This window comes from Streptococcus sp. HMSC072G04 (assembly GCF_001813295.1).
GTDB lineage: Bacteria > Bacillota > Bacilli > Lactobacillales > Streptococcaceae > Streptococcus.
In genome coordinates this window covers 103,539-117,399 of sequence record NZ_KV812035.1, presented here as the reverse complement: position 1 = coordinate 117,399, position 13,861 = coordinate 103,539, and the positions used below count along the sequence as shown (strand labels likewise).

Annotated in this window: 14 protein-coding genes; all 14 read left to right on the top strand. The window is 43.9% G+C overall.

Going from position 1 to position 13,861, the window contains the following annotated elements:
• The first annotated feature begins 89 nt into the window (after positions 1 to 89).
• The 14 genes from HMPREF2904_RS07810 to HMPREF2904_RS07750 all read left to right on the top strand — a co-directional run bounded on the left by HMPREF2904_RS07810 (position 90) and on the right by HMPREF2904_RS07750 (position 13,859).
• Positions 90 to 1,358: a competence/damage-inducible protein A gene (locus tag HMPREF2904_RS07810; protein WP_049507412.1), complete on the top strand. Its 1,269-nt coding sequence runs from the start codon at positions 90 to 92 to the stop codon at positions 1,356 to 1,358.
• Positions 1,359 to 1,478: 120 nt separating this feature from the next.
• Positions 1,479 to 2,624, top strand: coding sequence for a recombinase RecA (gene recA / locus HMPREF2904_RS07805; RefSeq protein ID WP_003002082.1), 1,146 nt, complete (start codon positions 1,479 to 1,481; stop codon positions 2,622 to 2,624).
• A gap of 87 nt (positions 2,625 to 2,711) precedes the next feature.
• Complete coding sequence (gene spx / locus HMPREF2904_RS07800) at positions 2,712 to 3,110, top strand: transcriptional regulator Spx (protein ID WP_003009108.1); 399 nt, start codon at positions 2,712 to 2,714, stop codon at positions 3,108 to 3,110.
• 135 nt (positions 3,111 to 3,245) lie between these two features.
• Positions 3,246 to 3,842, top strand: coding sequence for an SP0191 family lipoprotein (locus HMPREF2904_RS07795; RefSeq protein WP_049492643.1), 597 nt, complete (start codon positions 3,246 to 3,248; stop codon positions 3,840 to 3,842).
• A 124-nt stretch (positions 3,843 to 3,966) separates the two neighbouring features.
• Positions 3,967 to 4,233 carry an IreB family regulatory phosphoprotein gene (locus tag HMPREF2904_RS07790; protein ID WP_003002070.1) on the top strand — a complete coding sequence of 89 codons (267 nt, stop codon included), beginning with the start codon at positions 3,967 to 3,969 and terminating at the stop codon, positions 4,231 to 4,233.
• A complete protein-coding gene (gene ruvX, locus HMPREF2904_RS07785) occupies positions 4,233 to 4,652 on the top strand; it encodes a Holliday junction resolvase RuvX (RefSeq protein WP_023919889.1) in 420 nt (139 codons plus the stop codon). Before HMPREF2904_RS07790 ends, ruvX begins: the two co-directional genes overlap by 1 nt.
• A 22-nt stretch (positions 4,653 to 4,674) precedes the next feature.
• On the top strand, positions 4,675 to 4,980 hold the full coding sequence (locus HMPREF2904_RS07780; protein ID WP_003001941.1) for a DUF1292 domain-containing protein: 306 nt from the start codon (positions 4,675 to 4,677) through the stop codon (positions 4,978 to 4,980).
• Positions 4,981 to 5,287: 307 nt separating this feature from the next.
• Positions 5,288 to 6,520, top strand: coding sequence for a bifunctional folylpolyglutamate synthase/dihydrofolate synthase (locus HMPREF2904_RS07775; protein WP_070661618.1), 1,233 nt, complete (start codon positions 5,288 to 5,290; stop codon positions 6,518 to 6,520).
• Between the two features lie 76 nt (positions 6,521 to 6,596).
• A complete protein-coding gene (locus tag HMPREF2904_RS07770) occupies positions 6,597 to 7,007 on the top strand; it encodes an SP_0198 family lipoprotein (protein ID WP_070661615.1) in 411 nt (136 codons plus the stop codon).
• Between the two features lie 277 nt (positions 7,008 to 7,284).
• The gene (gene cls / locus HMPREF2904_RS07765) at positions 7,285 to 8,820 is read left to right on the top strand and encodes a cardiolipin synthase (protein ID WP_070661612.1); all 1,536 of its coding nucleotides are present in this window, start codon (positions 7,285 to 7,287) and stop codon (positions 8,818 to 8,820) included.
• Positions 8,821 to 8,991: 171 nt separating this feature from the next.
• Positions 8,992 to 10,830 carry an MFS transporter gene (locus HMPREF2904_RS07760; RefSeq protein WP_049492625.1) on the top strand — a complete coding sequence of 613 codons (1,839 nt, stop codon included), beginning with the start codon at positions 8,992 to 8,994 and terminating at the stop codon, positions 10,828 to 10,830.
• 122 nt (positions 10,831 to 10,952) lie between these two features.
• Complete coding sequence (gene nrdD / locus HMPREF2904_RS07755) at positions 10,953 to 13,163, top strand: anaerobic ribonucleoside-triphosphate reductase (protein ID WP_070661710.1); 2,211 nt, start codon at positions 10,953 to 10,955, stop codon at positions 13,161 to 13,163.
• Positions 13,164 to 13,174: 11 nt separating this feature from the next.
• Positions 13,175 to 13,315, top strand: coding sequence for a hypothetical protein (locus HMPREF2904_RS11500; protein WP_009731858.1), 141 nt, complete (start codon positions 13,175 to 13,177; stop codon positions 13,313 to 13,315).
• Between the two features lie 43 nt (positions 13,316 to 13,358).
• A complete protein-coding gene (locus HMPREF2904_RS07750) occupies positions 13,359 to 13,859 on the top strand; it encodes a GNAT family N-acetyltransferase (RefSeq protein ID WP_070661609.1) in 501 nt (166 codons plus the stop codon).
• The last annotated feature ends 2 nt before the right edge of the window (positions 13,860 to 13,861 follow it).

Here is a 13,861-nt window from a genome sequence, read left to right as displayed (position 1 = left end):
GGACTTTATCTTCAATCTGTTTTTTAAATAATTTAGGAAATTGTGTTAAAATGAAATGAAAATTACGAATAGTATAAGTGGGAGGCACCATGAAGGCGGAAATTATTGCAGTTGGAACAGAAATTCTAACAGGACAAATTGTCAACACCAATGCTCAATTCTTGTCTGAAAAATTGGCTAGTTTAGGGATTGATGTCTATTATCATGTGGCGGTAGGAGACAATGAAGGTCGTCTCTTCTCGACCATTGAGACAGCTTCAAAACGCAGTGATTTGGTGATTTTATGTGGTGGACTTGGGCCAACAGAGGATGATTTGACCAAGCAAACCCTTGCTAAGTTCTTAGGGAAAGAACTGGTTTTTGATCCAACAGCGCTTGCCAAACTCGACACCTTCTTTGCCAGTCGCCCTGATTATGTCCGGACGCCCAATAATGAGCGACAAGCACAATTGATTGCCGGATCAATCCCCCTTCAAAACCGTACAGGTCTCGCGGTTGGAGGTTTGATTGAAGTTGATGGTGTGACCTATGTCGTTCTACCTGGCCCACCAAGTGAGTTAAAACCCATGGTCAATGAACAATTGGTGCCTCATTTGACGACAGGGGAAGAGCTCTTTTCAAGAGTCTTGCGCTTCTTTGGGATTGGGGAAAGCCAGCTGGTTACGATCCTAGCCGATATCATTGAAAAGCAGAGTGATCCGACGGTGGCTCCTTATGCCAAGACGGGAGAAGTAACCTTGCGTCTGTCTACAAAGGCGAAGGATCAAGCTTCAGCGGATGCTAAGCTCGATGTCTTAGAAAAGGAAATCTTATCACGCCATACCCTGGACCATCAACCCTTGCATAAGTTGTTTTATGGTTATGGGGATGATAATTCGATGGCCAAGGTGGCCTTTGATCTCTTGAAACGGACTGGTAAGACCATTACAGCTGCAGAAAGCCTGACGGCTGGCCTTTTCCAAGCGACTCTGGCAGATTTTTCAGGGGCGTCCAGCATCTTTGCAGGTGGTTTTGTCACCTATAGTCTGGAAGAAAAAAGCAAGATGTTGTCTATTCCAGCTCAAGAGTTAGAGCAACATGGAGTGGTGTCTCACTTTACAGCTCAAGCCATGGCTTCACAGGCCCGTAAGTTAACAGGATCCGATTATGGTGTTAGCCTAACCGGAGTTGCGGGGCCAGATAGTCTAGAAGGGCATCCAGCAGGGACCGTCTTTATCGGACTTGCGACTCCAAATGGAGTGGATAGTGTCCAAGTCAATATCGCTGGACGTAGCCGGGCGGATGTCCGCGAAATTGCAGTCCTTCATGCCTTTAATTTGGTGCGCTTGGCTGTATTAAATGGTGAAAATTTGGTATAATGAAGCTTGTGCCAAATGAAGAATAATTCTAAAAATGGATAGGAAATGTGCCTTTCAAATGACGGAAAACGTCGGTGAGTTGCATGCATTTCCTGTATAGTAAAAACATAGGAGAAAAGAATGGCGAAAAAACAGAAAAAATTAGATGATATCTCTAAGAAATTTGGAGATGAGCGTGAAAAAGCGCTCAATGATGCCCTGAAGTTGATCGAAAAAGACTTTGGTAAGGGATCGATCATGCGTCTGGGCGAACGTGCAGAACAAAAAGTACAAGTCATGAGCTCTGGTTCCTTGGCGCTTGATATTGCCTTGGGTGCTGGTGGTTATCCAAAAGGTCGTATCATCGAAATCTATGGTCCAGAATCATCTGGTAAAACAACCGTTGCCCTCCATGCAGTAGCGCAAGCACAGAAAGAAGGAGGCATTGCTGCCTTTATCGATGCGGAGCATGCCTTGGATCCATCTTATGCAGCAGCTCTCGGAGTCAATATCGACGAACTTCTCTTGTCTCAACCAGACTCAGGGGAACAAGGACTTGAAATTGCTGGTAAATTGATCGACTCTGGTGCGGTTGATTTGGTGGTTGTCGACTCTGTTGCGGCCTTGGTACCTCGTGCGGAAATCGATGGAGATATCGGGGATAGCCACGTTGGTTTGCAAGCGCGGATGATGAGCCAAGCGATGCGTAAACTCGGAGCTTCGATCAATAAGACGAAGACCATTGCCATCTTTATCAACCAATTGCGTGAAAAAGTTGGGGTCATGTTTGGGAACCCTGAAACCACACCTGGTGGTCGTGCCCTTAAATTCTACGCTTCTGTCCGTCTAGATGTTCGTGGAAACACTCAAATCAAGGGGACTGGGGACCAAAAAGATACCAATGTTGGTAAGGAAACTAAGATCAAGGTTGTGAAGAACAAGGTGGCTCCACCGTTCAAAGAAGCCATGGTTGAAATCATGTACGGGGAAGGAATTTCACGTACGGGTGAATTGGTGAAGATTGCAACAGATTTGGATATCATCCAAAAAGCGGGTGCGTGGTACTCCTATAATGGTGAAAAAATTGGTCAAGGATCTGAAAATGCTAAGAAATTCTTGGCTGACCACCCAGAAATTTTTGACGAAATCGACCACAAGGTTCGGGTTCATTTTGGTTTGATCGAAGAAGACGAAGCAGTGAAAACCCTTGATAAAACTGAAGAAGCAGCTCCTGTCGTAGAAGAAGTAACTCTTGATTTAGATGACGCGATTGAAATTGAAGATTAATTTTTTTCAAAATAGGTCGCTAGACTGATGGTTTTTGTGTTATAATTTAATACGATAGTATTATCGTGTAGCGAAAGGAGTGCATGCATGATTAAAATTTATACAGTGTCAAGTTGCACCAGCTGTAAAAAAGCAAAGACTTGGCTCAACGCTCACCAGCTAACTTATAAAGAACAAAACCTCGGTAAGGAAGGAATCACCAAAGAAGAATTATTGGATATCCTTACAAAGACTGAAAATGGAGTGGCAAGTATTGTCTCTTCAAAAAATCGATACGCTAAAAATCTAGGAGTGGACATCGAAGACTTGAGTGTCAATGAAGTCATTGACATCATCATGGAAACACCTCGTATTCTTAAAAGTCCGATCTTGGTAGATGACAAACGTCTCCAAGTGGGCTACAAAGAAGACGATATTCGTGCCTTCTTGCCACGATCAGTTCGAAATGTAGAAAATGCAGAAGCGCGGATGCGTGCAGCTCTTTAAAGCGATTGAAAATCAGAAACAATGTGTTTCTGATTTTTTCTTGTTAAAAATCGGAATGAAAAGCAGTTTACTGCGCCATTTTACGAAATCTATGATACAATATTTTAGAAAACAATAACTAGTAAGGAATGGAAAATGAAAAGGAAAATCTTCTTATTGGGTGCGCTTGTATTGTGTTTGACTGGATGCGGTCAAAAAAAACAAGCGAAAACGCCAAATTCAAGTGAACAAAAGGCAATCCAAGCAAAAGCAGAGCAACTGCAAAAGGATAATAAGAGTATTCTGCAAAAAGCTGAAGAAAATAAAGTCATCACTAGGACCTTTGTCTTTCCAAAAGATGACAAGGGGACACAACAGACGCAAATCGTCACCTATGTGGGGAATACCTTTAAAAAATTGGAGACCATCAATGTGACGGCAACCGATGAGGAGTTGAAAAAAGGGATCCAACAGGTTGGAGTCGAAGAAGCACAAAAGCAATTGAGAGAATCCTTTAACAAGGACGATGCCTTTAAGGAAGCTTTGACAGTGCCAGGTTTTACAGCTGATTTGACCTTGGAAAATGAGAATGAATACAAGGTAACGATCACCTATGACTTTGAAGCAATGGATGTGAAGAAGGCCGAAGGCATGACTTACTTCAAAAACAATCACTTACCAGAGTTGTTGAAGTTGACACCGAGTCAATTTGCGGACAATCTTATCAATGCTGGAGCAAGTGAGCAAAAATAAAAAAACAGTTTAACTGAAATAGCTCAAAAATGCTTGAAAAAGCTGTAAAATCAAGGGCTTGACCGTTGTGGAAAACTCTTGATTATGGTATAATAGTAATATTCTAAGGAAAGAGGGTGTTCTTGTGGGATTTACAGATGAAACAGTACGTTTTAATCTTGATGATTCAAATCGTAAGGAAATTAGCGAGACCTTGAAAGATGTTTACTTGTCACTGGATGAAAAAGGCTACAATCCAATTAATCAAATCGTAGGATACGTACTCAGTGGTGATCCTGCCTATGTACCTCGTTATAATAATGCACGGAACCAAATTCGTAAATATGAACGAGATGAAATCGTTGAAGAATTGGTACGTTATTATTTGAAAGGGCAAGGAATAGACCTCTAATGAGAATTATGGGATTGGATGTTGGCTCAAAGACCGTCGGGGTTGCTGTGAGTGATCCTCTCGGTTTTACAGCTCAGGGTCTTGAAATCATCCAAATCGATGAAGACAAAAAAGAATTCGGTTTGGAGCGCTTAGCCGAATTAGTAGCTCAATACAAGGTGGACCGTTTTGTTGTGGGCTTGCCGAAAAACATGAACAACACCAGCGGACCGCGTGTGGAAGCCAGTCAGGCTTATGGCGCCATGATTGCTGAAAAGTTTGGGTTGCCTGTCGACTACCAAGACGAACGGTTGACGACAGTTGCTGCAGAGCGGATGTTGATTGAGCAAGCAGACATTAGCCGTAGCAAACGTAAAAAAGTTATTGATAAGTTAGCAGCGCAGCTTATTTTACAAAATTATTTAGATCGCAATTTTTAGAAAGAAAACGAGGAAGAATAGTATGGCACATGATCATAACCACGACCATGAAGAACGTGAATTAATCACATTGGTAGATGAACAAGGAAATGAAACCTTGTTTGAAATTCTTTTGACCATTGATGGCAAAGAAGAATTTGGAAAGAACTATGTCCTTTTGATCCCTGCAAATGCAGAAGAAGATGAAAACGGCGAAGTTGAAATCCAAGCTTATTCATTTACAGAAAACGAAGACGGAACAGAAGGTGACCTTCAACCAATCCCAGAAGACTCAGATGCAGAATGGGATATGATCGAAGAAGTCTTCAACAGCTTTATGGAGGAGTAAAAACGTCCGGGGGACGTTTTTAGCCCAGCTCCTTGAAATACGAGAGAGCTGGTAAGTCTGGGAGACTGTATCACCTCAACTCCTAGAAACTAGAAAGAGTTGAAACATCCGGTGGATGTTTTTACCCTTGCGCTAGAAACAAAGACCGCAAGTAAGTCCGGGGGACGTTTTTAGCCCAACTCCTAGAAACTAGAGAGAGTTGGTAAGTCCGATGGACTTGCTGTAAAATAAGAACGAAATAACTACAAAAGAAAGGAGCGCAAACGTCAGAAGAGGTTTTGTCGCTTTTTTCTTTTAGGAGGAAGATGTGAATAAGATTGAGCAATGGATGAATAGTCGGATCGGTCTGAATTTTCGATCGGGACTGGATCGTATGGAGCAGGCAGTGAGCCTTTTAGGGAGGCCGGATAAGGCTTATCCGATTCTTCATGTGACAGGAACCAATGGGAAGGGATCCACAATCGCCTTTCTGCGTCAATTGTTGATGGCTCATGGGAAGAAGGTTGGGACCTTTACTTCTCCTCATATGATCAGTATCCATGATCGGATTTGTATTGGGGATCAGCCAATTTCAGATGAAGATTTTACTCGGATTGGCCAAGAAGTCCAACAAATGGAGCAGACCTTGCTTCAAACCCAGGATCAACTCTCTTATTTTGAGATTATCTGCCTCATGGCCCTCTTGTATTTTAAGGAACAAGCTGTGGACGTGGTCTTGCTGGAAGTTGGTATCGGTGGGCTTCTAGATACGAGCAACGTAGTGACGGGAGAGATCGCAGTGATCACTTCGGTTGGCCTGGATCACCAGGAAACACTGGGAGGGACGATTGCGGAAATCGCCCAGCAAAAGGCAGGAATCTTTAAGAAGGGCAAGAAAGCTGTTGTGGGCCCCTTGTCGGATGATGCTATAGCTGTTTGTCAAGAAAGGGCCGGACAATTGGCTGTGGATCTCCACTCCTTCCAGAAAGATTTTGGCTTAGAGCAGGATCGTTTTTGGAATGAAAACATGGATCTTGTCTTGCCGTCTCTGGGCTTAAAGGGTGATTACCAACGGGAAAATGCTGCAGTAGCTCTAGAGGCCTTTTTCCTCTATATGGAAGGCCTAGATCAAGAAGTGGATATGGATCAGGTCAAGCTGGCCTTACAAGAGACGCGGTGGCCGGGACGTCTAGAGTTGTTTGGCGACCAGGTGTATCTGGATGGCGCTCATAATCCTCACGCTATGTTGCGCTTGATCGAGTTTGCCAATAGCTTAGCAGGAAAGCGCGTGAAGATTTTATTTGGAGCCCTCAAGCGAAAAGATTATAGCGGGATGCTCCAAACGCTTCAAGCCGGTTTACCAGAAGCTGAATTGATTTTGACAACCTTCCATTACGGAGAAGTGGTGGAACAAGGTGACCGACAAGACCTGCCCTATGTAGCGGACTACAAGGCCTATATCAAAGAATTTATGGATCAGAGTCGTCCAGATGAAGTCTTATTTGTGACAGGATCCTTGTATTTTATTGCAGAAGTAAGGGCATTTTTATTAGAGGGGTAAACAATTGACCTAAAGACTTTCTTGGCGTATACTGGTGGTAGATGGTATACGGTTATGGCGAAAGGAGTCGATCTTAATGAAAAAAATCATGTCTATAATGACCTTGGCAGCAGCCCTTTTCCTGACTGCTTGTAGCCAGCAAGAAAAAGCGACACAGACTTCGAGCAAACAGACGTCTGCTTCATCACAGACTGTGACGTCAGCGAGTGAAGAACAGAAAGAAGGGGTGTCCATAGATGGCAGTTATCGTGGACAGGACGAGGAAAATACGATCCTCTTGGTGGTGACGGGTCGAAAAGGCACGTTTACGGTGCAAGATGCTGATGGAGAAGAAGAGGCCAAAGAGGTTAGTATTGATCCGGTCAATCAATCCATGCGTATCGGAGATGAGCCTTATCGCTATCGGATCGAAGGAGATCAGTTGTCGCTAGAAGACCTAGAGCAAGCAGAGGATGATCAAGGGATTATCGTTTTGACCAAGCAATAAGGGACGAAACAAGAGAGAGTGGGACAGAAATCGGTAATTCGTTAGAATTCGATTTCGTCGTCCCACCTCCGAACAGTTGAGTAGGGCTGTAAAAACTGATGAAATCAGCGTAGTAGAGCCCACTCAACCACTGCGTCTTGCTCGACAATCCAAAAATAATTGAGAGGCTAGGACTTCTGTCCCACTCTCTTTTTGTTTGTCTAGAAGGGGTTTGGTTGGTCGTTGCAACGGGTAAAAAGAATTGGTATACTAGTAGAAAGAAAAAAAGGAGGATGCTGTGACCTTTCGAAAATTACGTCTATTAATGTCCAAATATGGATTTAGTATTTTGTTTATGGGCTTTGAACTATGGGCATCCTTTGCGGCCTTCTTCTGGCTTAATAGATGGTTCCCTCATTGGCTATCTGTTGCAGTCATTGGGCTCTTATATGTGTCGACAATCTTAGCTATTGTTAATCGAAATACCCCGCCTGAAAATAAGGTGACCTGGCTCTTGATTGCCGTCATTCCTGTCTTTGGATCGCTTTTATACCTCATGTTTGGAGAGCGGCGTTTGTCCAAAAAGGAAATGATCCAGCTGAAAAATATGGAGTCCATGAAGTTTCGAGAGGACAATAGTCATCAGTTGCGTAAGGAGCTCAAGCAAGAAAGCAAGGCGGTTTATGGCTTGGTCAAGTCGATTTTATCCATGGACCACAATGCGGATCTCTACAATGGGACGGCATCGACCTTTTACCCTCTAGGGGAGGAGATGTATGCGCAACTACTAGAGGATCTAAAAGCCGCGAAAAAATTTATCTTCATCGAGTTTTACATTATTGATGAGGGCTTGATGTGGAACAGTATCCTAGAGATTTTAGAGCAGAAAGTGAAAGAGGGGGTTGAGGTCAAACTCCTTTATGACGATATCGGCTGTATGGCGACTTTGGCTGGGAACTATACCAAACGCTTGAGAAAGATGGGGATTGATGCCCATAAGTTTAACAAGGTGATCCCACGTCTAACAGTGGCTTATAACAACCGAGATCACCGCAAGATTCTGGTCATTGATGGGCAGATCGGCTATACGGGTGGTGTCAATTTGGCAGACGAGTACATCAACCACATTGAGCGGTTTGGTCACTGGAAGGACAGTGCCATCCGTTTGGATGGACGAGCTGTTAAGGCCTTGACGCGACTCTTCCTCATGAACTGGTACATCAACCGTGGGGAAATCGAGGATTTTGACCGCTATCATATTGAAAACAAGGCAGTCGAAGGCGAGGGGCTCTATATTCCCTATGGGAGTGGACCAAAGCCGATTTACAAGTCGCAGGTCGGAAAGACGGTTTATCAAAATATGATCAACCAAGCGACGGATTATGTCTACATCACAACTCCTTACTTGATCATTGACTATGATTTGACAGAGGATATCCGCAATGCAGCCCTTCGAGGGGTAGATGTTCGGATCGTGACCCCGCATATTCCAGATAAAAAATTAATCCAAATCGTAACTCGTGGGGCTTACTTGGATCTGATGGATGCAGGAGTAAAGATTTATGAGTATACCCCTGGTTTTGTCCATAGCAAGCAAGTCCTGGCAGATGACGAAATGGCGGTTGTAGGGTCGATCAACTTTGACTACCGCAGTTTGGTCCATCACTATGAAAATGCTGTCTGGATGTATCGGACGCCTGCCTTGAAAAAGATTCGGGAGGACTTTGACCATATCTTTGAAGTGTCTCAAGAAATTACAGAGGATACATTCCGCTTTACATGGCACCAAAGCTTAATCAAGGAAATTATGCAATTGTTCGCACCGATGTTGTAATAGGTGTGAGAATATAGAAGAAAGAGTCAGAAACCGAGAGGCCTGACTCTTTTTCCATAGAACTATGTGGCAAGAGGCTGACATGGTCGGCAGAATTTGGTATACTAGAGAAGATAATGGGCTTTTTTCTAAAAGGAAAGAGCAGAGGAATAGCGAAGAAAAGGAAAAAGAATGAGCGAAAAAGAGCAAGAAATGACTTCGAAAAAGTTAGGGCTTCACGTGGGAGACAGTTTTCAGGATACACGTGAAATTCGCGAGGTGCTAGATAAATCAGTCTTTCGTGAAGAAGAGCCGACTCATAGCCAGCAGGCAGAAGTCTTGGAGGAGCCGGTTGCAATGGAGGCATCAGAGGAAATTAGTGATGCCAAGCCAGAAGCAATAGCAGAACCTACACAAGAATTGGAACAGGAAGCGGAGCAACCGCTCAGTCGGATGAGTCGTCGTTCGCGTAAGGCGGGAGTTGAAGCGACAAAAGCGGAAGCATCGAAGGTAGAAGAGAATACGGAAGAGCTAGAAGCAGATGTGGCAGTTGAGCCGATCCGTCGTCAAGCTAAGCGTCCAGTCCCCCTAGCGATTCCTTTTGTGTTGAGTCTCTTGATTAGTTTGCTGCATGTCGGGGTGCCATTTTTAACCCGTTTTGCAACCAATCAACAATCGCAAAACTTGTATGCTGGCTGGGCAATGACCAAGGGGCAAGTACCGTTTGGTGATTTTTACGGAACCAATGGTCTGCTCTATTATGCAATCAACTGGTTGGGAAGTTTAGCTGGTGGACATTGGATCTTGATGATCCTCCAAGCGATTGCCCTCTTCTTTGCGGGTACCTATCTCTATCGGGTTGTGCGCTTGCTGGTGTCTGATAAAGATACAGCGAAGAATGTCCAGTTACTCTTTTATTTCTTGGTGCTAGGCCTTGGTTTTGGAGGAACTTATGTGACTCTCTTTAGTCTTCCAATCCTATTTGCCAGCATGAATTTCATTTTGGCTTATTTGATTGGGCATCGTAAGGATGAAGGCTTTATCCTTTATGGTGCGATTGCAGCTGTGGCTTTCTTGATTGATCCGATGACCAGTGCCCTGTTTTATTTGTTGGCCTTCCTTGGATTAACAGCCTTTAACATCAAGCAGAAGAGATGGGCGCGTGGCTTTTATCAACTGCTAGCAGCTCTCCTTGGTTTTTCACTTGTCTTTTATCCAATTGGCTATATCACCGTTTTGAATCAGACTTTTGGCTATGCCATTAACCAAGTAACCTATGTCTTTAATGCCTTGAATTTTAGCAATGGACAGACCTTCAGTAATGCCATTTATTATGGACTGTTGGCGCTCGCCTTTGGTCTGGTCTCTGCCTTTTTGATGTCCTTTACGAAGCAAAATAGCAGTGCTCGCCGGATCTTCCGCTTTATGGGATGGGCAGGTAGCCTGGTAGTCCTCATCGTGTCGATTGGTCTTCCGGAACAGGGAGCTTACCAATTATTACCGATGTTGCCATTTGTTCTTCCTTTGTTTGCGATCTGGTTCTCACGAGATGGGGAAGAAAACGATGGGATCGAACGTCGTGGTCGGAAGAAGAAAAACAAGGAAGTTTGGGCCGCTTACTTTACGAGCCAAGTTTTCTTACCGCTAGTAGCCCTTGTCTACCTGTTGGCGAATCCGGTGGTTCAAGATGTTGTGCTTCAGTCTGGTCAATCGAGTGAACGGAGTGCTATTGCCAGCTACATTAAAAATCACACCAAGTCGAAAGATACCATTTATGCTTGGGATGCGACAGCTACTCTCTATCAAGAAAGCGATCGTTTGGCCGCTTCTGCCTTATTGACCCCAACTTCTTATCTAGGGATTAATGAAAATCGGACCAATGTGATCCAACAAATCGATCGGTCTGAACCTAAGTATATTGTGGTCAACAATCAGGTGGAGTTGACCTCTAAAATGAAAGACTTGCTCAAAGAAAATTATCGTCTCGTTGAGAAGAAATACCGTCATTTCAAACTCTATCAACGCTCTTAATAAAATCAATATCTTGTGTTTTAGAAAGTTTTTTAGAATTTTTACCACAAGATATTGATTTTTATTTTTGGAGTGGTATAATACAACTTGTATGTAAATAAATGAAGAGAGGCATGTTTGGTATGATCACCTTGAGAGAAGAAAAACTGAGAATGGCCCCGGATATTTTTGTTGAAAAACGAGATGGCCGTCGTGTTCCATTCGATGTTGAAAAAATTTATAAAGCCTTGTTGAAGGCGACAGAAGAAGTGACTTCTCTCACTCCCGTGATGGAAGCCAAACTAGAAGCCATTGTCGATCGTGTGATCGCAGAGATTTTGGAACGTTTTCCAAATGGCGTGAAGATCTATGAGATTCAAAATGTCGTCGAGCATGAATTGCTTCAAGCTAATGAATATGCGATTGCAGAGAGCTACATTACTTATCGCACCCAGCGGGATTTTGAGCGCTCAAAAGCGACGGATATCAACTTTACAATTGGCAAACTCCTCAATAAGGACCAAGCCGTCGTCAATGAAAACGCCAATAAGGACAGTGATGTCTTTAATACGCAACGGGACTTGACGGCAGGGATCGTTGGTAAGTCTATTGGTCTTAAAATGTTGCCCAAACACGTAGCCAATGCTCACCAAAAAGGGGACATCCACTACCATGATTTGGACTATAGCCCTTATACACCGATGACCAACTGCTGTTTGATCGATTTTGAAGGCATGCTCAGAAATGGCTTCAAAATCGGGAATGCAGAAGTCGAAAGTCCTAAGTCTATCCAAACTGCAACGGCACAAATCTCGCAGATTATTGCCAATGTGGCCTCTAGTCAGTATGGTGGCTGTTCAGCAGACCGGATCGATGAAGTCTTGGCCCCTTATGCAGAAAAGAACTACCAAAAACACTTAGCGGATGCCAAAGAGTGGGTACTTCCTGAAAAGCAAGAGGACTATGCTTGGAGTAAGACTCAAAAAGACATCTATGATGCCATGCAATCGCTAGAATATGAGATCAATACCCTCTTTACTTCAAACGGGCAAACTCCTTTCACTTCGCTTGGTTTTGGCCTTGGAACCAATCGCTTCGAACGGGAAATCCAAAAGGCGATTCTGGAAATTCGGATTAAGGGTCTTGGATCGGAACATCGGACAGCCATTTTTCCAAAATTAATCTTTACCCTCAAGCGGGGACTCAACTTAGAGCCTGGAACGCCTAACTATGATATTAAGCAATTGGCCTTGGAATGTGCGACGAAACGCATGTATCCAGATGTCCTCTCTTATGACAAGATTGTAGAATTGACAGGCTCCTTCAAGGTGCCCATGGGATGTCGCTCTTTCCTTCAAGGTTGGAAGGACGAGAATGGTGTGGAAGTTAATTCTGGCCGGATGAATCTTGGAGTCGTGACGGTCAATTTACCTCGAATTGCCTTGGAATCTGGCGGAGACAAGGAGAAATTCTGGCAAATCTTTAATGAACGGATGAACATCGCTGAAGATGCCTTGGTTTACCGGGTGGAACGCACCAAAGAAGCGACACCAGCCAATGCACCGATTCTCTACCAATATGGCGCTTTCGGGAAACGCTTGGGCAAATATGACCAGGTAGATCAGCTCTTCCGTCATCGCAGAGCAACCGTTTCTCTTGGCTATATCGGACTCTATGAAGTTGCAACCGTCTTTTATGGTCCAAATTGGGAACACAATCCAGAAGCCAAACAATTCACGATCGATATCATCAAGGATATGAAAGCGCGCGTGGAAGAATGGTCTGACCAGTATGATTACCACTTCTCTATTTATTCGACACCGTCAGAAAGCTTGACAGACCGCTTCTGTCGCCTGGATACGGAGAAATTTGGGAAGGTTCCGGATATCACAGACAAGGAATACTACACCAATAGTTTCCACTACGATGTTCGTAAGAACCCAACCCCATTTGAGAAGTTGGATTTTGAAAAAATTTATCCTGAAGCAGGGGCTTCTGGTGGCTTTATCCACTATTGTGAATACCCTGTGCTCCAACAAAATCCAAAAGCCCTTGAGGCGGTTTGGGATTATGCCTATGACCGAGTCGGTTATCTCGGAACCAATACACCGATTGACCGTTGTTACAAGTGTGATTTTGAAGGAGACTTCACGCCGACTGAGCGCGGATTTGCTTGTCCAAACTGTGGCAATAGCGATCCTAAAACGGTTGATGTGGTCAAACGGACCTGTGGTTATCTAGGAAACCCACAAGCTCGCCCCATGGTCAATGGACGACATAAAGAAATCGCTGCGCGGGTCAAACACATGAATGGATCTACCATCAAGTATGGTGGACATGAAGTGATAGATTAGAAAAGGACATTATGGGAAAATACCAATTAGATGATAAGGGCAAGGCTCAGGTGCAACGATTCCACGAGAAACATTCAACAGGTGGAGTCAATAAAAAAGACCGAGTAGCAAGCCTGAGAGAACAATTTTTAAAAAAGGCTAAGAAAAAATAAAAGTGAGAGTCCGCTCTCACTTTTCTCTTATGGGGAGGTAAAGATGAAATTACGTAGACCAACTCTAGCGGATAAAGAGGCCATTCTAAACATGATGACAGAGTTCGAAGAGACCCAGTCGGCCCACGACGGCGGCTTTTGGGATGCTGAGAACTTTGATTATGAGGAGTGGCTAGAAACTAACCTTAATAAAGAAATGGGAATAAACTTGCCTGAAAATCGCGTTCCATCAATTCAGTTCGTATTGTTTGATGAATCAGGTCATGCTTTAGGTTTTTTGAATCTACGGCTGAGACTAAATGAGGGATTGCTGAATTATGCTGGTCATATTGGCTATTCCATCCGTCCCTCTGAAAGAGGCAAGGGTTATGCCAAGGAAGCTCTCCGTCAAGGTATGCGAGTAGCTAAAGAAAAGAACATCCATCGTGCTCTGGTGACTTGTAGCACGGACAATCCGGCCAGTCGAGCGGTTATCTTAGCTAATGGCAGCCAATTTGAAGATGTTCGAAATGGAACGGAGCGTTATTGGATAGAAGTGGAGTAGAA